The sequence below is a fragment of the Nocardioides sp. QY071 genome (assembly GCF_029961765.1).
Lineage (GTDB): Bacteria > Actinomycetota > Actinomycetes > Propionibacteriales > Nocardioidaceae > Nocardioides.
This window is the reverse complement of record NZ_CP124681.1, coordinates 3,945,837-3,965,228: the sequence shown is the minus strand read 5'-3', so window position 1 is coordinate 3,965,228 and position 19,392 is coordinate 3,945,837. Positions and strand designations below refer to the sequence as shown.

Sequence of the window (19,392 nt, the reverse complement as noted above, 5' to 3'; positions counted from 1 at the left end):
TTTGACTCAGGATGTGTTCGTTCAACCTCGATGTCAACCGCGAGCGGAGAGCCTGTGGACGACGAGCGTGCGAGGCTGGCCCCATGGGCTGGGAGGACGAGCTGTTCGCGCTCTTCGACGACCTCGAGGACCAGGCCAGCGCCCTCTACGCGGCCGAGCGCGACCTCGAGGTGGCCGACCGCAGCCGCGCGGAGTACCAGCAGGTCACCCTCGCGAGCCGGCTGATGGCGAGCGTCGCGCAGCCCGTGACGCTGGGCGTGCTCGGCGTCGGAGCGCTCACCGGGACCCTCGAGCGGGTCGCCGACGGCTGGCTCCTCCTCGCGGCCGGCGACCACGACTGGATCGTGGCCCTCGGGGCCGTGACGACCGTGGCCGGTACGTCGGAGCGGTCGGTCCCCGAGGTCGCCTGGTCACCGCTCACCCGGCTCGGCCTCGCCTCCGCCCTGCGCCGGATCGCCGAGGCCGGCGAGCCGTGCCTGCTCCACCTGCGCGACGGCGGGCGCCACGACGGCCTGCTGCGCCGGGTCGGCGCCGACTTCTGCGAGCTCGCCACCGGCGAGGACCGCCGGACGGTGCTGGTCGCGTTCAGCGCGCTCGCGGCGGCGCAGTCACGCTCGTGACGACCCGGCTGCCCTGAGGCTCAGGTCGCCGAGCCGCTTCGCGGCTGGCTCCTCGCTCGGCGCTCGCGCTCGCTACGTCGCCTCGAAGTCGTACGGCGGCAGCTCGCCCGGCTCCAGCATCCGCACCGGTGCGGGGGAGTCGTCCTCGCCCGCGCTGCGGATGGTGTCCTCGAGGTCGTCGAGCTCGGCCATCGCCTCGGCGATGTGCTTGCGGACGATCGCGCGCGGGTCGAGGTCGGTCAGCTCGAGGTCGGCGTACTCCGGGCCGAGCTCGGAGCGCAGCTCGTCACGCGCGTTGGTGGCGAACTTGCGCAGCTCCCGCATCAGCCGGCCGGCCTGCCGGGCCAGGTCGGGCAGCTTGTCGGGGCCGAACACGAGCACGGCGAGGAACGCGATGACGACGAGCTCGCCGAACCCGATCCCGAACACCCGCCAGCCGCCCCTTCTCCGTCGTAGCCGTGCGGGTCAGAACTTACTGGTCGGGGTCAGTCCCAGCTGCATGCCGGCCAGTCCTCGGCCACGCCCGCCCAGTCGCTCGGCCACCGCGCTGAGCGCGAGAGCGGCGGGCGAGGTGGGGTCGGACTCGACGATCGGCTTGCCGGCGTCGCCACCCTCGCGCAGCGCGACGTCCAGCGGAATCTCGCCGAGCAGCGGCACGTCGTACCCGAAGCGCTCGGACAGCGTCGCCGCCACCCGCTCGCCGCCGCCGGTGCCGAAGATCTCGAGGCGGTGCTCCTTGCCCTCGTCCGCGCAGTGGGGGCAGGGGAGGTAGCTCATGTTCTCGACGACGCCCACGACGCGCTGGTGCATCATCGAGGCCATCGTGCCGGCGCGCTCGGCGACCTCGGCCGCGGCCTCCTGCGGGGTGGTCACGACGACCACCTCGGCGCCGGGCAGGTGCTGGCCGAGCGAGATGGCGATGTCGCCGGTGCCCGGGGGCAGGTCGAGGAGGAGGACGTCGAGGTCGCCCCAGTAGACGTCGGCGAGCATCTGCACGAGGGCGCGGTCGAGCATCGGCCCGCGCCAGGCGACGACCTGGTCGCGCCGCGGCTTGAGCATGCCGATCGAGATCACCGAGACGCCCGACGGGGTCGGGACCGGCATGATCAGGTCGTCGACCTGGGTCGGCCGGGCGTCGGCGACACCGAGCATGGCGGGGATCGAGTGGCCGTAGATGTCGGCGTCGACGAGGCCGACCTTGCGGCCGGCCTGGGCCAGGGCGATCGCCAGGTTCGCGGTCAGCGACGACTTGCCGACGCCGCCCTTGCCGGAGGCGATGGCGAAGACCTTGGTCAGCGAACCGGGCTGCGCGAACGGGATCTCGCGCTGCGCCTGGCCGCCCCGCAGCGTCTCGTGCAGGCCCGAGCGCTGCTCGGCGCTCATCACGCCGAGCTCGACCTCGACCCCGGTCACCCCGGGCAGGGCGGTCACGGCGGCCGACACGTCGCGGGTGATGGTGTCCTTGAGCGGACAGCCCGCCACCGTCAGCAGCGCCTTGACGGTGACGACCGAGCCGCCGTCGCCGGCCGCGATGTCCACGCCCTCGACCATCCCGAGCTCGGTGATGGGGCGCTTGATCTCGGGGTCGTTGACCTTGCTGAGCGCGGTCATGACCTGCTCGACGGACGGGGACTGCGTGGTAGTCACAACCCCTGAGTCTACGGAGGGGGCGCAGCGACCTCGTCGGCGCCGTCCTCGTGAGACTGCGCACGCTCCTCGGCCCGCTCGTCCAGGTCGGAGAGCAGCGACCGCAGCTCGGAGCGCAGGAAGTCGCGGGTGGCGACCTCGCCGACCGCCATCCGCAGCGAGGCGACCTCACGGGCGAGGAACTCCATGTCGGCGTGCGCGCGGGCGTCGGCCTGCCGGTCCTGCTCGGCGACCACCCGGTCGCGGGCCTCCTGGCGGTTCTGCGCGAGCAGGATCAACGGCGCTGCGTACGACGCCTGCAGGCTCAGCATCAGCGTCAGGAAGATGAACGGGTAGTCGTCGAAGCGCAGGTCGCTGGGTGCGAACAGGTTCCAGCAGATCCAGCTGACCACGAACAGCGTCATGTAGATCAGGAAGGTCGCCGTGCCCATGAACCGGGCGAACTGCTCGGCGAAGACGCCGAACGTGTCGGCGTTGTAGGAGGGTCGCCGGACCAGCTGGCGCCGCTCGTCGCGCGGCGTGTCGAGCCGCTCGCGGCGTCCCTCGCTCACGATCCGCCCTTCCCGCGCTCGCGGGCCCGCTCGCGCCAGTTGGCGGGCAGCATGTGGTCGAGCAGGTCGTCGACGGTGACCGCGCCGATCAGCCGCCGGTCCTCGTCGACGACGGGCGCCGCGACCAGGTTGTACGTCGCCAGGTGGGCGGCCACCTCGTCGATGCTCGCCTCGGGCCGCAGCCACTCCATCGAGTCGTCGAGGGCGCCGGCGACCAGGGTCGAGGGCGGCTCGCGGAGCAGCCGCTGGATGTGGGCGACGCCGAGCAGCTTGCCGGTGGGGGTCTCCAGTGGCGGGCGGCACACGTAGACCAGCGCGGCGAGCGCCGGGGTCAGCTCGGGGTTGCGGACGTGGGCGAGCGCGTCGGCGATGGTCGCGTCCGGACCGAGGATGACCGGCTCGGAGGTCATCATCGCGCCGGCGGTGTTCTCGACGTACGACATCAGGCGGCGCACGTCCTCGGCCTCCTCGGGCTCCATCAGCCCGAGCAGGATCTCGGCGGTCTCGGGCGGCAGGTCGCTCACCAGGTCGGCCGCGTCGTCCGGCGACATCTCCTCGAGGACGTCGGCCGCGCGCTCGGAGTCGAGGCCCTTGAGGATCTCGACCTGGTCGTCCTCGGGCAGCTCCTCGAGGACGTCGGCGAGCCGCTCGTCGTCGAGCGCCAGCGCGACCGCCGTACGACGCTCCGGGGGCAGGTCGTGCAGGATGCTCGCCGCGTCGGCGGGCCGCATCTCGTTGAGGGCCGCGACCAGGTGGGTCGCGCCCTGCCGGTCGTCGGTGCGGGTCAGGCCGACCACGTCGCGCCACTCGACCACGTGGGACTGCCCGCGGCGCCGGAAGCCCTTCGACGGCTCGCGCACGGCGACGCGGCTCAGCACCCAGTCCCGGGTGCGGGCGGGCTCCATCGCGACGTCGTACACCGTGCCGGTCACGCCGCTGTCCTTGATGGTGACGGTCCGGTCGAGCATCTGCCCGATGACCAGGGTCTCGGTCGAGCGCTGCTCGAAGCGGCGCATGTTGAGCAGGCCGGTCGTGTAGACGTGGCCGCTGTCGATGTTGGTCACCCGGGTCATCGGCACGAAGATCCGGCGCCGGCCGAACACCTCGGCGACCATCCCGAGCACGCGCGGCTGGGTCCCCTCGGTGCGCAGGGTCACGACCAGGTCGCGGACCTTCCCGACCTGGTCGCCCTGGGGGTCGAAGATCGGGAGCCCGACCAGCCTGGCCGCGAACACGCGGGTAGGGGTGGTGCTCACGAAGCGCAACGCTACCGGTCGCGGCTGCTACTTCATGAACGTCCGCGGGCAGGTCGCGCCGGCGCAGTCCTGCGTCTCCTGCCACAGGTCGCGCAGCTGCTTGCGCACCGCCTTGTAGCGGGGGTCGCCGTAGAGGTTGTAGAGCTGGTACTGGTCGTTCTTCGTGTAGTAGAGCTCGCCGCGCCCCTTGCGTCCGCGGACGTAGGTCCACGGACCCACGATCACCCCGGTGTAGAGCGGCTTGAGGCCGCCCTTCACGGGCCATCCGGAGATCGGGATGACGCGGCGGGTGGCGTCGCTGTCGAGCCACGGCATCACGTCGACCCCGTCCGCGTCGCGGTCCAGCGTCGTGCCCGCCAGGGCGGCGAAGGTCGGCGCCCAGTCGGCGTTGGTGACCGGTGCCTGGGTCGAGGTGCCGGCCGGCAGGCCCGGGCCGCGGATGAACATCGGGATGTTGATGGCGTCGCGGAAGTACCAGAGCTTGCCGTTGAGGTTGTGCTCGCCGACGTAGAAGCCGTTGTCGGAGGTCACCACGACGTAGGTGTTGTCGAGCTGCCCGGTCTGCTTCAAGGTGTCGACGGTGCGCGCGATCGCGCGGTCCACGGCCTGGAGCGCCTCGACCCGCTGCTGGCGCTCCTCGCGCAGCCCGGCCCGGCGCTTCTTCGACCACTTCTGCCGCGCGTTGCGGATCAGCGCCTTGTCGCTCGGGTCGGCCTCGAACATCTCGGGGGTGGTGTCGAGGTCGAGGTCCTTGAACGTGTCGCGGTCGCGCTTGTCGGGGACCGTCGTCGAGATGCCGTCCGGGTCGTCGCTCTCGTGGGGGCTGCCGTGGTGCGGGGCGACGTAGTTGACCCACATGTACCAGGGCTTGTCCTTGTCGGCGCCCTCGGAGTGGTCGGAGATCAGCTGGTTCGACTGGTCGCTGAGCAGCGTCGTCGAGTAGGTGTCGTAGTCCTTGATCCGGCCGTCGACGAGGAGCTGCGGGTGCTCGAAGTTGTACGTCGCGAAGTCGACCGTCGGGCGCCACACGGTCCAGCCCGGCGGCTGGTGGTGGACCTCGTCCTTCGTGTACCCGTTGAGGTACTTGCCGACCATCATCGTGTCGTAGCCGGCCTTCTGGAGGCTGACCGGCATCGTGTCCTCGTCGTGGAAGGCCTTGTAGCCGCCGCCCTCGCCGCTGATCGTGACCGCGCCGTGGTTGCGGGAGTACTGGCCGGTGAGCAGCGTGGCCCGGGCCGGCACGCAGATCGGCGTCGGTGCCAGGCCCTGGTCGATGGTCACGCCCTCGCCCGCGATCACCTCCTGGAGGTGCGGCATGAACTGCATGTCCTTCATCGCCGCGTCGTCCATGGTGATCATCAGCAGGTTGGGCTTCTCCGGCGAGGCCACCGGGGCCGGCGTCGCCTCGGGCCCGAGGACGGTGTCCTTCTTCGTCGGCGCGGCCACCGAGGCCTGCTCGCCGGGCCGCTCGTACTTCACGATCGGTCCGACCCCGCCGTTGCCGTCGTCACCCCCGCCGGAGCAGGCGGCGAGCACGCTCGCGCTGAGGACGGCGGCAGTGGCCAGGCGGAGGCGGCCGGGGCGAGTCACGCGGGGATCTCCTTCTCGACGGGGCGGTCGGTCGCGGCGTCCGCCGCACAGCGGAAGCCGAGGTTCGAGGCCGAGGAGTCCGGCGGAGCCGCTGAGCGGGCGGCGACCCGGTAGCGGTTGCAGTACGAGTCGTGGCACAGGAACGAGCCCCCGCGCATCACGCGGACCGTACCATCCGCGGGCCCCCGCGGATCCTGGCGCGCGCGGTCGGCGTACGCCTTCGGGTCGAACCAGTCCGCGCACCACTCCCAGACGTTTCCGACCATCTGGTGCAGGCCGTATCCGTTGGGTCGGTACGCCGTCACCGGGGCGGTCGTCGTCCAGCCGTCCTCGGCTGTGTTGGTGGTCGGGAAGGTGCCCTGGAAGATGTTGACCTGCCACTCGTCCGCGCCGCCGCTGCGGACCATCAGGTCGTCGCCCCACGGGTAGCGCTTGCCCTCGAGCCCGCCGCGCGCGGCGTACTCCCACTCCGCCTCGGTCGGCAGCCGGCGCCCGGCCCAGCGTGCGAAGGCGAGGGCGTCGTCGTGGGAGACGTGGACGACGGGGTGGTCGGGGCGGTCCGAGATGTCGGAGCGCGGGCCCTCGGGGTGGCGCCAGTCGGCGCCGCGCACCCCGAGCCACCACGGCGTGGTGGGGGAGTGGCCGAGCACGTCGGCCACCGTGGCCGCGACGTCGGTGTGGAACACCGCGGAGTAGCCCTCGACCTCGGCGGTGGTGCGGTGCCCGGTGGCGTCGACGAAGGCCGCGAACGCCGCATTGGTCACCGCAGTGGTGCCGAGCCGGAAGGCCGACACCTCGACCTCGTGGACCGGACGCTCGCCGTCGCCGGCATAGCCGTCGCCGAAGTGGTCGCCCAGGGCCGCCCGCCCGCCGGGGATCGGGGCCAGCGCCGTCGGGTCGGTGCCCCGCACGCCGCTGTCGGCCCGGGCCGGGGAGCCGAGCGTCAGGTCCACCGCGGCCGCGGGGCCGGCGGGGACGCAACAGGGACGCTGGTCCGGGGACGGGGTGGACATCGCGGTCCAGTGTGCCCCAGTGGTCGAAGAAGCCCGGCCGCGAGGTGTGGTCGATTACGATTCCGGACGTGGCGGAGCAGGAGGAGCAGGGCACGCGCGGTGCCCGCGGGGGCAAGCGGCTGGGCCCTGCCGTGTCCTCGGTCGACATGGTCGTCACGGTCGTGGCGGTCGTCGTGGTGCTCGCCGGCCTGAGCGTCTCGCTGATCTTCCCGCCCGACGCCCCCGACACCCCGGTCGCCCACGAGGGGCGCCGGGACGGCACTCCGTCCGCCGCGGTCGCCACCGACCTGCCGCCGGCCCCGACCGCGACCGACACCGGCGGCGTGCTGGTGCCGCCGCTGGCGATGGAGGCCGAGCGCCAGTCCGCGCAGCTCGTGTGCCAGGCGCAGATCGGCACCACCCAGTTCACCGCGCTATCCTACAACATCAAGTCGGCGCGCGCCGGCAGCCTCGAGCGCCTGCTCGGCGTGATGCAGCAGTCGAAGGCGACCGTCATCCTGCTGCAGGAGGTCGACTACAAGCGGCGCTCCACCGGCAGCGTCGACCAGGCCGGGTGGTTCGCGGATCGGCTCGGCGGCTGGGGCTCGGCGTTCGGCCGCAACGTGACCTTCGGCGACGGCCTCTACGGCACCGCGGTCGTCTCGAAGTACCCGATCGTCTCCTCGGAGAACACCCCGCTCCCCAACAGCGGCAAGGCGCAGCCGCGCGGCCTGCTGCACGTCGTGATCAACGTCGAGGGCGTCGAGGTCAGCATCTACAGCACCCATCTCGACAACACCTCCGCCGGCATCCGCACAGCGCAGGCGAGCCGGATCTCCAGCATGCTGGCGGCCGACCCGCGACCGAAGATCCTCGGCGGCGACATGAACACCTGGCCCAACTCGGGGCCGGAGCGGATCCTCAGCTCGCGGCTCAGCGACAGCTTCGTCGTCGCGGGCAGCGGTGGCGGCGCCACGCACCCGGCCGGTCACCCCCGCACCCGGATCGACTACCTGCTCTACGGCGGCCCCGACCTGACCGCGACGAGCTCGGTCGTGATGCCCGCCGGCGGCTCCGACCACCTCCCGGTCCGGGCCGACTTCACCCTCGGCGGGATCAAGACGGAGAAGTGCAGCGGCGACGCGAAGGCCAAGCCCCGCGACACCGGTGCGGCGTCCGGCGATCCCTCCGGCCCGGCCTCGGGAACGGCGACCGGCGACGCGGGCAAGGTCGACTGACTGCCCGCGCGGACGCGGGTTTCAGCCCCTGTAGGCGGGTATAGTGCCCGCGTCAAGGGTCGAGATTCGCCTGCCTTCTGTGGGGGAAGCCGCGTCGGAGCCCGGTCGATTCTCGGGTGAAGACGGTAGGAGTCAGTACGTGTCGAATGTGTGGGGGACCTCGTCGGTGGCAGCACGGACCCGGGGAATTGCGGCGCTCGCGGCGCTCTTCCTGACGATGGGCCTGCTGGTCGCCGGCCCAGCCGGCCTGACCCGGGCCGACGCCGCTCCGGCCGCGGCGACCACCCCGGTGGTGGCGAAGAAGGCGAAGAAGCAGCCGAACCCGGCGTACGTCGTGACGCCCGGCATCACCTTCAACCACCCGTTCAAGGCCAAGAAGCGCGGCGCGATCCAGCGCAAGATCATCAAGACGCTGAAGAACGTCGAGCCCGGCCAGACGGTCCGCGTGATGACGTGGAACTTCGACTCGCCGCTGCTCGCCGGCAAGATGATCGCCGCCCACAATCGGGGCGTGTCGGTGCAGATCATCATGGCCCGCGGCCTCGCCCGGGAGCAGGGCTCGCACCGCTCCTACGGTGTGCTGACCCGCGCGCTCAAGAAGGGCAACGCGGACCGGCCCAAGGAGCTGCGCAGCTGGATCCGCACCTGCTCGGCCACCTGCCGCGGCAAGGGCGGCGCGATGCACAACAAGATGATGCTGGTCAGCAAGTCCGGTGCCACCAACTGGATCGTGATGCAGGGCTCGGGCAACTTCACCGGTGCCGCCGCCGTCCAGCAGTTCAACGACTGGACCACCGTCACCGAGAACCAGGCCCTCTACGACGGCTGGATGACGATGTGGAACCAGGCCAAGAAGGACAAGAAGTTCCCGGCCCTGCAGTTCACCGTCCCCAGCACCACCATCCCGGGTGCGACCATTACCACCCAGTTCGCCCCGCACCGTGACCAGGTCGACCCGCCGCTGCGGGTCCTCAACAAGGTCCAGTGCAACGGCGCGGCCAACACCGCCAACGGTCGCACCAAGGTCCGTGTGGCCAACGCCGTATGGGGTGACGAGCGCGGTGCCCGGATCGCACGCAAGGTCCGCGAGCTGCACTTCCAGGGCTGCGACGTCCGCGTGGTCTTCATGATGATGTCGGGCAAGATCCGCAGCATCCTCGCCCCCGTCCCGGCGAAGCAGATGGTCTACATCACCGGCGCGACGGCCAACAAGTTCAAGGACCGCTACGTCCACCTCAAGGGTCTCGCGGTCCAGGGCAACCTCGACGGGAACCCCAACGGCAGCGCGGTGCTCTCCAGCAGCGAGAACTGGACCCAGCTCGGCTGGTTCTCCGACGAGCACGACATCATCTTCTGGGACGACGCGGCGATGGCGGCGAAGTACTCCGACTGGGCCGACATGATCTTCAACACCGCGCCCCGGTCGCTGGCCAACTACGTCAACTCCGCCGACCCCGACCCGGTCGTCCGGGTCAAGCCCGGCACCGAGTACCTCAGCCCGCAGGACTACCCGTTCCACGAGCTCGAGGCCGAGCTGAACTGACCAAGCGGATCCCGGGCCCGGGTCGCTGCCGAGAGGCGGTGGCCCGGGCTTCGGCCGCTCAGAGAGCGAGAGGGCGTACATGGCTCAGCGGGTGGTGCTGCACGTCGGCACCATGAAGTCCGGCACCAGCTTCCTGCAGAACGTGCTCGGGGAGAACAAGGCGGAGCTGGCAGAGCGGGGCGTGCTGTTCCCCGGCCGGCGGTGGCGCCGCCAGGTCCGGGCGGTCAAGGAGCTGATCGCCCACGGCGGACCCGGACAGCCGCCGATGCCCGCCGACGGCGTGTGGCAGCAGCTGGTCGAGGAGATCCGGGCCTGGCCCGGCACCGCCGTCGTCTCGATGGAGTACCTCGCGCCGCGTGACGAGAAGCAGATCCAGCGGATCCGCAGGACCTTCGCAGACAGCCGCGTCGAAGCGGTGGTGACCTGTCGCGACCTGGCCCGCAACGTGCCCGCGATGTGGCTGGAGTCGGTCCAGAACGGCGGGGTCACGGGATGGGACGACTTCGTCGCCTCCCTCGGCGCCCGCAAGGACCTGACCGGTCCCGCGACCCGGTTCTGGCGGCACCAGGACGTGCCGGCGATCGCCGCCCGATGGGCCAAGGGCCTCGACAAGGGAGCGCTGACCCTGGTGACCGTGCCGCCGGCGGGCGCCCCCGGCGACCTGCTGTGGCGCCGGTTCGCCGAGGTCCTCGGCATCGACCCGCAGGGGATCGCGCTCGACGTGCGCAGCAATCCCAGCATCGACCTGCCGAGCGCGCTGCTGCTGCTCGAGCTCAACCGCCGGTTCCGCCCCGACGGGACCGGCGACCTGCCGCCCTTCTACGACCGGCTGGTCAAGCACCAGCTCGCCAAGCGCGGCCTGTCGCTGCGCGAGGGCGGCGGTCAGCGACTCGGGTACGACGACCCGTGGGCCCGCACCCGGGGCGAGGACCAGGTCGCCCGACTGCGCAAGGCGAAGCACCGCGTCGTCGGCGACCTCGACGAGCTGCGGCCCGTCGCCGTGCCGGGACTGCGGCCGGCCGACGTACCGACCGAGGAGGTGCTCGGCGCGGCCGTCGACGCCCTCCAGGTCGCCCTGACCAAGTGGAGCACCGCCGGACGCGGGCAGGAGGAGCGGGAATGAAGTGGCGCGGACGTCGCGAGACGGGTGCGGCGCCGGGCCCCGGCCCCGCCACCACCGACCGGCCCTCGGGCGACGGCCTGCCGCGGGTCGCGGTGATCACCATGACCCGCGACAGCGGACCGGTGCTGCGGCACTGGGTCGAGCACTACCGGCGCCAGCTCGGCGCCGAGGACGTCTTCGTCATCGACGACCACAGCGCCGACGGGTCGACCGACGACCTGCCCTGCACGGTGTTGCGGCTGCCCTACCTCGACAAGTACTCCTTCGAGCCGTCCCGGATCGGCATCCTGAGCGGCCTGGCGAAGTCCCTGCTCTTCGCCTACGACGCCGTCCTGCTCGCCGACGCGGACGAGTTCGTCGTCGCCGACCCGGCGGTGCACGCCTCGCTGCGCCACTTCGCCGCCGCCCGGCAGGGGACCGACGTCGCCGGCGTCCTGGGCTACAACGTGATCCACCGGATCGGAGTCGAGCCGGCCCTCGACTTCGACGCGCCCTCGCTGCTGCGCCAGCGCGAGTTCGCCCGGTTCACGCCGTTGATGTGCAAGCCGGCCCTCAAGTGGGTCGACGCCGACTGGGGCCATGCCTCCCACGGCATCAAGCACCCCTTCGCGCCGGACCCGGAGCTGTTCATGTTCCACTTCAAGTTCGCCGACCTCGGCCAGCTCGAGCTCCTCGCCGAGCACCGCCACCGGGCCGCGGTCGACGAGGGCCGCGCGGTGAAGTCGAGCTGGAGTCGGCCGACTGACGAGATCGTCGAGGCGCTGCGCACCGCGGCCGCGCAGGTGGAGCAGGCCGTGGCCGCCGACGAGATCGGCAAGTTCCGGCCGGGGCCGAAGCGGCTCGAGTCGATCGTGCAGAACGAGGGCGACCTGTGGCGGGCCACGGGCGCGGGGCAGCACCTCGCGCTGGTGAAGCCGCCGTACGTCCGGATCCCCGATCGCCTGCGCGACCTCTTCTGACAGGGTGACCCCATGACCGAACCGACGGGCCCGGCTGTCACGACCGTCGACACCACGGGCCTGGTGCTCGCCGGCGTCGAGGAGGACCGCGCGCTGGACGTGCTCTTCGACGAGCGCCGGATCTGGTCGTTCTGGTCGGTGCGCGACACCGAGGACGCGCCCTCGGGCGTGCCCGGCGAGCGGCGGGTCGCGTGGCCCGAGCGGATGGTGCGCTTCCTCGACGGCCCGACCCGGCTGCAGGTGCGCGACCACGTGGCCGGCACGGTCGTGCACGACGAGGAGACCACCTTCGGCACCGCCGAGGAGCGGATCGCCTTCGTCAACAAGTCGGGGCTGCCGATCGCGCTCGACAAGTCCGGCCGCTTCCACCCCGAGTTCTCGGTGCGCACCGGCGACCAGCTCGAGCCGCTCCTCGAGGCGATGCACCGGGTGATCGCGATCCTCGAGGACGAGGGGATCGCGGCGTTCCCGGCGTACGGCACGCTGCTGGGCGCGGTGCGCGAGCAGGACTTCCTCGGTCACGACTCCGACGCCGACCTCGGCTACGTCTCGCGGCACAGCTCGCCCGTCGACGTGGTGCGCGAGTCGTTCCGGCTCCAGCGCGCACTGGCCGCGCACGGCATGGCGACCTTCCGCTACAGCGGCGGTGCGTTCCGCATCGACGTCGAGGAGAGCGACGGGTCGGTGCGCGGCCTCGACCTGTTCGGCGGCTTCTTCGCCGGCGACGGGTTGCTCTACCTGATGGGAGAGGTGGGCGTGGAGTTCCGCGAGGAGTGGATCTTCCCGCTCTCGACGGTGACCCTCGCGGGCCACGAGTTCCCGGCCCCGGCCGTGCCCGAGCGGCTCCTCGTGGCGATGTACGGGCCGCACTGGAAGGTCCCGGACCCCGCGTTCAAGTTCGAGACCTCCACCGAGGTCAAGACCCGGCTCGACAACTGGTTCCGCGGGCTCTCGCCGTACCGTCGCGACTGGCAGACCAACCAGGCCCACCGCAAGGGCGACGTCAACGCGCCCGCCTCCGACCTCGCCCTCCGCCTGGCCGCCGACACCGCCGAGGGCACCCACGTCCTCGACGTCGGCGCGGGACGGGGGAGCGACGCGCTGCACCTGGCCCGTGCGGGCTTCCGCACCACCGCCTACGACTACGTGCCGCTGACGCTGCGCAAGGCCGGCCGGGTCGCCGGGCGCGAGGGCGCCTCGCTCGACGTACGGATGATCAGCCTGACCCAGCTGCGCTCGGTCCTCGGCGAGGGTGCGCGGGTCGCCCGCGAGGACGGGCCGCGGGCGATGCTCGCACGCCACGTGCTGGACGCGACCACCGAACGCGGCCGGGAGGGCCTGCTGCGCTTCGCGGCGATGGCGCTGCGCGGCGGCGGCCGGCTGCACACCGAGTTCGCGACGGGCGAGGGTGAGGCGGGGGAGGGTTTGTATCCTGTCTCCCTCGACGGGGTTCTCGCCTCGATCGGGCGGTTCGGAGGCTCGGTCCTGTCCACGGACGTCGAGCCCGGCGCTCCGGGCCGGGCCGGGCGGGCCGTCGTCGTGGCGGAATGGTGAGAGTCGATGCGTGAAGAAGAGAAGATGACCCAGAATCGCTGGAACCTGTTCGCCACCGTCCGCGCCCAGCGGCTGCGGATCGAGACGCTCGAGACCGAGGTCGCCGAGCTGCAGCGGCACTACGTGCGGATGGCCGAGCTGGTCGACGTCGTCCAGGAGCTGCTGATCCCGATCGCCCAGCGCGACGAGGCCCGCATCGCCGAGGCGATCGAGGCGTTCGACAAGAGCCTCTGAGGCCGGGGACCGTTCACATGGCACGTCGCGTCTTCGTCCACATCGGGCTGCCCAAGACGGCCACCACCTACCTCCAGACCATCGTCTGGGGCTCGCGCGAGCAGCTGCTCGCCGACGGGGTGCTGCTGCCCGGCCTCGGCCGGTTCGACCACCTGTGGACCAGCCGGATCGTCCGTGAGGACCCGCGGCTGCCGAAGGCGTCCGAGGAGCACCGCACCGCCTGGGAGCGGCTGCGGGCCGAGATCGCGAGCCACGACGGCGACGCGCTGGTCACCCACGAGTTCTTCGCCGCCGCGAGTGCCGAGCAGGCGACGCGGATGGCCGAGCAGCTCGCCCCGGCCGAGGTGCACGTCGTGATCACCGCGCGCGACCTGCTCGGGCTGTTCACGGCGAGCTGGCAGGAGAGCCTGAAGAACCGCGGCACCGCGCCGATGGCCGACTACTCGCGCGAGGTCTCCGAGGACCCGCGCGACGTGTGGAACTGGCGCACCCTCGACCTGCACCTGGTGCTCCAGCGCTGGTCCGCGGCCGTGCCCCACGAGCGGATCCACGTCCTGCCGCTCGACACGACCGCCCCGCGCGAGGAGATCTGGCACCGCTTCGCCGGGCTGCTCGGCCTGAGCGCGGACGCCTACGACCTGAGTCAGTCCTTCCCCAACGAGTCGATGGGCGTGGTCGAGGCCGAGGTGCTGCGCCGGGTCAACGAGCACCTGGTCGCCCGCAAGTCGCTCGGCGCCGCCCGCGACCGCGGCATGTTCATCCGCACCTTCCTCGCCGACGAGCGGCTGGTCCCGCGCAAGGGGGAGAAGTTCTGGCCCCAGCCCGACCGCATCGAGGAGTGCCGCGCCCGCAACGACGCCGCACTGGCCTACCTGCGCGAGCACCCCGTCGACGTCGTGGGGGACCTCGCCCGGTTGGAGATCCCCGCCGAGCTGCCGGCGCGTCGTACGCCGGACACGGTGACCGATGCCGAGGTTGCCGACGCCGCCACCGATCTGGTCGCGACGATGCTCGCCGACGTGCGCGAGCTGCGGGTCGGCGCGGGTCCCGAGCCCGCGACCGGCAGGCGCGGCCTGCTCGGCGCGCTGCGCCGCCGCTGATCCTGCGCCTGACCCTGCGCTGATCCTGGCCGACCCGGCTGGCCCTGCGCGACCGCTCAGGTCGGGCTCCGGCACGCCGAAGGGCCGCAGGAATTCGCGCGCATTCCTTTTCCGGGCCCCCGTGTATTCCGGCATGAATTACACGGGTGTAATTAACCGAATTACATCATTGTAGTTATTCGCGCTGTATTGCCATGTTGAAGTTGTTACTGATGTGATTCCTGAGGAAATTGTTCGCTCGGTGCATTTCGCACCGTGAATCGGGAGGTCCCATGCGCACGCTGAGCTCGCTTCGATGGCTTCGTGCCCTACCGGCGACGGTCACGGCGCTCGCGGTCCTCGCGACCCTCCTCGTCCTCGCCGCGGCAGGCACCGGCGGCGGCAGGGGTGGCCTCGAGAAGACGGCCGCCGAGGCCGACCCGGGCACCGGCGGGGTGCGCCTGGTCCAGGCCAACATCAAGTCCGGCATGTCACTGGACCGCACTGCGTCGGACCTCGGCCAGGTGTTCGCCCAGCTCCCGGACTTCATCACCTACAACGAGGTCTCCAGTCGCCCCGACGCGATGCTGGCTCCTCCGGGCTATGCCATCCAGCGCACGCCCGGCACCTACACGGGCGCCACCGCCGTCGTGTGGGACACGGCGCGGTGGACCAAGATCGCGGCCGGCACCTACAACATCAGCAACGTGTGGGGGAAGTCGAAGAAGCAGAAGGTCCACTGGGGCGTGCGCTACGCGAACTGGGCCACGCTGCGCAACGCCGAGGGCCGCACGGTCTCGGTCGTCGCGGTGCACTTCGCGCCCGTGACGGCGTACACGCCGGGGATCACGCTGCCGTCGTACCAGCGGATGGCGGCGCTCGCGCAGACGCTGTCGGCCAGCGGTCCCGTGCTCATGGCCGGAGACGTGAACGTGAACTTCCGCAGCACCGCCTACCCGCGCAACGAGATCGCGGCGATGGGCCTGGTCAACGCCTTCGACCTGTTCGGCGTCGCGCCGGCGACCCACGACAGCGGCGCGGTGATCGACCACGCGTACCTCTACCAGGGCGACCCGCTGCTGCCGGTCACGAACCTGACCACGACCGAGCTGTACTCGGACCACAAGATGCTCACCGTCGACCTCGGCAACGTCGGGCCGCGTGCCGGTGCGTTCGCGCCGGGCTGGATGTCCAACAAGGACGACAAGAAGGCGACCATGCGCCTGGTGCGCAGCGCCATCAACCAGGCGCCTCCGGGCTCCGCGCTGCACCTCGCGACCAAGAGGCTCAGCGGCAAGAGCGTCTACCGCGCGATCGTGAACGCCCGGGCCCGCGGCGTCGAGGTCCAGATCATCACCGGCAACAGCAGGGCCACCGACCTCGACCGCAAGCTCGCCAAGCTGCTCGGCACCAAGAAGAAGCACAAGTCGTGGGCCAAGCGGAAGACGGCCTGGAGCCACTACGGCATGCCGAAGGCGCTCGTGCTCGCCAGCACCTCGGGCGGCACCCGTGCGGTGCGCATTGACTTCAACCGCGTCTGGGTGACCAAGGAGCAGAAGCGTGCCGGCTCGGCGGCGCAGGTCCGCTCGGACCAGTTCGGCTACGACGAGATGTTCATCCGGTTCTTCGCGGCGGTGGGCCGCACCATCTGAGCCGCACCGGCTGAGCCGGCCCGGCCGGGCTCAACGGGGGAGGGATCCCAGTCGACGGGGTCGTGGGGCGTGAGGCCGCCCTACGGCCCCGTCACCGTCTTCGCGGCCGCCACGCCCCGCTTGACCGCCGCCGAGGCGACCTGAGAGGCGAGCTGACCGGCGACCTTGAGCTGGTCGCCGACCTGCTGCGTGGCCGCGAGCGGCGCGAGGAGCTTGTCGGCGCGGGTGAGCAGGCCGTCGGCCCGCTCGACCACCCGGTCGAGGTCGGCGACGGCGGCGGTGAAGGCCGCGACGGAGGTGCTGAACTCGCGCAGCGCGGCGGTGAGGTCGGCGTCGGGCTGGGTGGCCGGGGCGTCGTACTCGCTCATGACGACAAGGCTAGGTTCCCGGCCGGGGAGCGGGTTTCCGTCGCTGCGGTGACATGTCTCACGTCGCCGGTCTCGCCCCCCGTTCGTAGGGTCGGGGGATGCCTACCCGCCGGTACAGTGCGGTCCGGCACCACCAGCGAAAGGGAACCCGATGACCCGGCTTTGTCAGACCGAAGGCCTCACCGAGGACCAGTCCGAGATCCTGAAGGCCGTGCGCGTCTTCGTGGACGAGCAGATCATCCCGGTCGCCCAGGAGCTCGAGCACTCCGACACCTACCCGCAGGAGATCGTCGACGGTCTCAAGGAGCTGGGCGTCTTCGGTCTGACCATCCCTGAGGAGTTCGGCGGCCTGGGCGAGTCCCTGCTGACCTACGCCCTGGTGGTCGAGGAGATCGCCCGCGGCTGGATGAGCGTGTCGGGCGTCATCAACACCCACTTCATCGTGGCCTACCTGCTCATGCAGCACGGCACCGAGGAGCAGAAGCAGAAGTACCTGCCCCGCATGGCGACCGGCGAGGTCCGCGGCGCGTTCTCGATGTCCGAGCCCGGCCTGGGCTCCGACGTGTCGGCCGTGTCGACCAAGGCCACCAAGCAGGCCGACGGCTCGTACTCCATCACCGGCCAGAAGATGTGGCTGACCAACGGCGCCAGCTCCACGCTGGTCGCGCTGCTCGTCAAGACCGACGAGGGCGCCGACAGTGTCTACAAGAACATGACCACCTTCCTCGTCGAGAAGGAGGCCGGGTTCGGCGAGACCGCCCAGGGCGTCACCGTGCCCGGCAAGATCGACAAGATGGGCTACAAGGGCGTCGAGACGACCGAGCTCATCCTCGAGGGCCACCAGATCGCCGCCGACCAGATCCTCGGCGGCGAGCCGGGCAAGGGCTTCTTCCAGATGATGGACGGCGTCGAGGTCGGCCGGGTCAACGTCGCCGCCCGTGCGTGCGGCCTGGCGTGGCGCGGCTTCGAGCTCGGTGTGGCCTACGCCCAGCAGCGCAAGACCTTCGGCAAGGTCATCGCCGAGCACCAGGCGGTGCTGTTCCGGATCGCCGAGATGGCGACCAAGGTCGAGGTCGCGCACAACATGATGGTCCGCGCCGCTCGTCTCAAGGACACCGGCAAGCGGATGGACGTCGAGGCCGGCATGGCCAAGATGGTCGCCTCGGAGTACGCCAACGAGGTCGTCGAGGACTCCTTCCGGATCCACGGCGGCTACGGCTACTCCAAGGAGTACGAGATCGAGCGGCTGATGCGCGAGGTCAAGTTCATGCTCATCGGCGAGGGCACCTCCGACATCCAGAAGATGATCATCGGCCGCCAGCTCCTCAAGGAGTACAAGCTCAAGTGAGTGGAGCGACTGCGGTGAGCAAGACGAACCCGGGCAACTTCTTCGAGGACTTCACGCTCGGGCAGGTCATCCGGCACGCCACGCCGCGCACCGTCACCGAGGGTGACCGGGCCGTCTACGGCTCGATCTACCCGACCCGGTTCGCCGTGCCGTCCTCGGCGGTGTTCGCCGCGTCGGTCGGGCTGGACCAGCATCCGGTCGAGGAGCTGATCGCGTTCCACATCGCGTTCGGCAAGACCGTCCCGGACGTGTCGTTGAACGCGGTCGCGAACCTGGGCTACGCCGAGTGCCGGTTCCACCGCCCGGTCGTGCCCGGTGACACCCTGAGCACGACCTCGGAGGTGATCGGGCTCAAGCAGAACTCGAACGGCAAGAGCGGCGTGGTCTACGTCCGCTCCACCGCGGTCGACCAGCGTGAGCGGGTCGTGCTGGAGTGGGCGCGCTGGGTGATGGTCCACAAGCGGGACCTCGATGCGCCGGCGCCGACCGCCGTCGTACCCGAGCTCGCGTCGGTCGTGGCGCCCGCGGACCTGGTGGTGCCCGAGGGGCTGGACTTCTCCGAGTACGACTTCGGCGCGGCCGGTGAGCCGCACCGCTTCGGCGACTACGTCGTGGGGGAGAGGATCGACCACGTCGACGGTGTCACGCTGACCGAGTCGGAGCACCAGCAGGCCACCCGGCTGTGGCAGAACACCGCGAAGGTGCACTTCAACACCGAGGCGCGCCCGGACGGGCGCAACCTGGTGTACGGCGGCCACATCATCTCGATGGCCCGGGCGCTGTCCTTCAACGGCCTGGCCAACGCGCAGCTGGTCGCTGCGATCAATGCGGGTGCGCACACCGCGCCGGCGTTCGCGGGCGACACGGTCTATGCGTGGTCCGAGGTGCTGGACAAGGCCGAGACCGCGGCGCCGGGGGTGGGTGCGCTGCGGCTGCGGCTGGTGGCGACCAAGGGGCGTGACGAGTCGATGACGCTGCGTGGTGAGGACGGGAAGTACGCCCCGGGCGTGCTGCTCGACCTCGACTACTGGGCCCTCGTCCCGCGCTGACCGCGCTGACCGGGGTGCCGGTCAGCCTTGCGGGACCACGGTGGTCTGCACGTCCTTGATCGTGTAGGTCACCTCGTCGTCGACCCCCTGCGCGATCCGGTCGATCATGACCGAGCTCGGGTGGTCCTGGCCGTCGGGCCACTCGATCTTCTTCTTGGCGATCCCGGGGGCATGGGCCTGCTCGAGGATGTCGTTGATGGTCAGCCGCGCGAACTCCGGCGCGGGCGAGCCGGCGAGCGGTCCGTCGACCGAGGTCGCCTGCTCGACCTCGCCGTCGTGCACCACGACCTCGACGGTGCCGGTCTGCGGGCAGAAGCAGAGCACCTCGAGGTGGTAGGAGTAGTCCTGCGCCGCGAAGGTCGGGTACGTCGGCGCGGCACTCGCGCTCGCGCTCCCGGTCGCGGTGCCGGAGCTGCCCGGCGCCGTCGCGGTCGTCCGGTCGGCGGCCCGGTCGGACTCGTGGCTGCAGGCGGACAGCGCCAGCAGCAGCGGCACGGTGAGGGCGGCGGTGACGGCGGCGGAAGGCGGTCGCATGGTGCTCATGATGCCTCGGACGGCCCGCGCGGCCCGATGGTTCCCCGGCGTACGG

At 71.2% G+C, this 19,392-nt stretch carries 19 protein-coding genes; 11 read left to right on the top strand and 8 right to left on the bottom strand.

The genetic code is table 11. From position 1 onward, the window contains the following. Window positions 1–83: 83 nt before the first annotated feature. A complete protein-coding gene (locus QI633_RS19100) occupies window positions 84–620 on the top strand; it encodes a hypothetical protein (protein WP_282426735.1) in 537 nt (178 codons plus the stop codon). A 72-nt stretch (window positions 621–692) separates the two neighbouring features. On the opposite strand, the gene QI633_RS19095 is transcribed toward QI633_RS19100, so the two are convergent. From QI633_RS19095 to QI633_RS19070, 6 genes are read right to left on the bottom strand one after another with little or no spacing between them, the layout of a single operon-like run. Beyond that, window positions 693–1,049, bottom strand: coding sequence for a sec-independent translocase (locus QI633_RS19095; protein ID WP_141797909.1), 357 nt, complete (start codon window positions 1,047–1,049; stop codon window positions 693–695). 36 nt (window positions 1,050–1,085) lie between these two features. Next, window positions 1,086–2,231 carry a P-loop NTPase gene (locus tag QI633_RS19090; protein ID WP_282429315.1) on the bottom strand — a complete coding sequence of 382 codons (1,146 nt, stop codon included), beginning with the start codon at window positions 2,229–2,231 and terminating at the stop codon, window positions 1,086–1,088. A 47-nt stretch (window positions 2,232–2,278) separates the two neighbouring features. Beyond that, the gene (locus QI633_RS19085) at window positions 2,279–2,818 is read right to left on the bottom strand and encodes a DUF1003 domain-containing protein (protein WP_282426734.1); all 540 of its coding nucleotides are present in this window, start codon (window positions 2,816–2,818) and stop codon (window positions 2,279–2,281) included. After that, the gene (locus QI633_RS19080; protein ID WP_141797911.1) at window positions 2,815–4,074 is read right to left on the bottom strand and encodes a CBS domain-containing protein; all 1,260 of its coding nucleotides are present in this window, start codon (window positions 4,072–4,074) and stop codon (window positions 2,815–2,817) included. Before QI633_RS19080 ends, QI633_RS19085 begins: the two co-directional genes overlap by 4 nt. A 27-nt stretch (window positions 4,075–4,101) precedes the next feature. Next, entirely contained in the window at window positions 4,102–5,664 is a 1,563-nt protein-coding gene (locus QI633_RS19075) for a sulfatase (protein WP_282426733.1), read from the bottom strand. After that, window positions 5,661–6,677, bottom strand: a complete 1,017-nt coding sequence (locus tag QI633_RS19070) for a formylglycine-generating enzyme family protein (protein ID WP_141797913.1) — start codon at window positions 6,675–6,677, stop codon at window positions 5,661–5,663. Before QI633_RS19070 ends, QI633_RS19075 begins: the two co-directional genes overlap by 4 nt. 68 nt (window positions 6,678–6,745) lie before the next feature. Between QI633_RS19070 and QI633_RS19065 the strand changes: the two genes are divergently transcribed. From QI633_RS19065 to QI633_RS19030, 8 genes are all read left to right on the top strand, one after another. Continuing rightward, a complete protein-coding gene (locus QI633_RS19065) occupies window positions 6,746–7,894 on the top strand; it encodes an endonuclease/exonuclease/phosphatase family protein (protein WP_141797914.1) in 1,149 nt (382 codons plus the stop codon). A 166-nt stretch (window positions 7,895–8,060) separates the two neighbouring features. Next, window positions 8,061–9,437 carry a phospholipase D-like domain-containing protein gene (locus QI633_RS19060; RefSeq protein WP_282426732.1) on the top strand — a complete coding sequence of 459 codons (1,377 nt, stop codon included), beginning with the start codon at window positions 8,061–8,063 and terminating at the stop codon, window positions 9,435–9,437. Between the two features lie 79 nt (window positions 9,438–9,516). Then, complete coding sequence (locus QI633_RS19055; protein WP_282426731.1) at window positions 9,517–10,560, top strand: hypothetical protein; 1,044 nt, start codon at window positions 9,517–9,519, stop codon at window positions 10,558–10,560. Continuing rightward, window positions 10,557–11,519: a glycosyltransferase family 2 protein gene (locus QI633_RS19050; RefSeq protein WP_160158202.1), complete on the top strand. Its 963-nt coding sequence runs from the start codon at window positions 10,557–10,559 to the stop codon at window positions 11,517–11,519. The genes QI633_RS19055 and QI633_RS19050 overlap by 4 nt, the downstream gene beginning before the upstream one ends. A gap of 12 nt (window positions 11,520–11,531) precedes the next feature. Further along, window positions 11,532–13,073: a hypothetical protein gene (locus QI633_RS19045; protein ID WP_282426730.1), complete on the top strand. Its 1,542-nt coding sequence runs from the start codon at window positions 11,532–11,534 to the stop codon at window positions 13,071–13,073. A 24-nt stretch (window positions 13,074–13,097) separates the two neighbouring features. Next, window positions 13,098–13,307, top strand: coding sequence for a DUF6752 domain-containing protein (locus tag QI633_RS19040; RefSeq protein ID WP_141797917.1), 210 nt, complete (start codon window positions 13,098–13,100; stop codon window positions 13,305–13,307). Between the two features lie 17 nt (window positions 13,308–13,324). Then, window positions 13,325–14,407 (top strand): hypothetical protein, encoded by a 1,083-nt coding sequence (locus tag QI633_RS19035; protein ID WP_141797918.1) that lies wholly within the window; start codon window positions 13,325–13,327, stop codon window positions 14,405–14,407. Between the two features lie 272 nt (window positions 14,408–14,679). Continuing rightward, window positions 14,680–16,038 (top strand): hypothetical protein, encoded by a 1,359-nt coding sequence (locus QI633_RS19030; RefSeq protein ID WP_282426729.1) that lies wholly within the window; start codon window positions 14,680–14,682, stop codon window positions 16,036–16,038. Window positions 16,039–16,118: 80 nt separating this feature from the next. Here QI633_RS19030 and QI633_RS19025 read toward each other — a convergent pair whose 3' ends face one another. Next, complete coding sequence (locus QI633_RS19025; RefSeq protein WP_141797920.1) at window positions 16,119–16,406, bottom strand: hypothetical protein; 288 nt, start codon at window positions 16,404–16,406, stop codon at window positions 16,119–16,121. A 151-nt stretch (window positions 16,407–16,557) separates the two neighbouring features. Between QI633_RS19025 and QI633_RS19020 the strand changes: the two genes are divergently transcribed. Beyond that, complete coding sequence (locus tag QI633_RS19020; protein WP_141797921.1) at window positions 16,558–17,754, top strand: acyl-CoA dehydrogenase family protein; 1,197 nt, start codon at window positions 16,558–16,560, stop codon at window positions 17,752–17,754. A 14-nt stretch (window positions 17,755–17,768) separates the two neighbouring features. Then, window positions 17,769–18,803, top strand: a complete 1,035-nt coding sequence (locus tag QI633_RS19015) for a MaoC family dehydratase (RefSeq protein WP_141797922.1) — start codon at window positions 17,769–17,771, stop codon at window positions 18,801–18,803. A gap of 21 nt (window positions 18,804–18,824) precedes the next feature. On the opposite strand, the gene QI633_RS19010 is transcribed toward QI633_RS19015, so the two are convergent. Next, a complete protein-coding gene (locus QI633_RS19010; RefSeq protein ID WP_282426728.1) occupies window positions 18,825–19,337 on the bottom strand; it encodes a DUF6174 domain-containing protein in 513 nt (170 codons plus the stop codon). Between the last annotated feature and the right edge of the window lie 55 nt (window positions 19,338–19,392).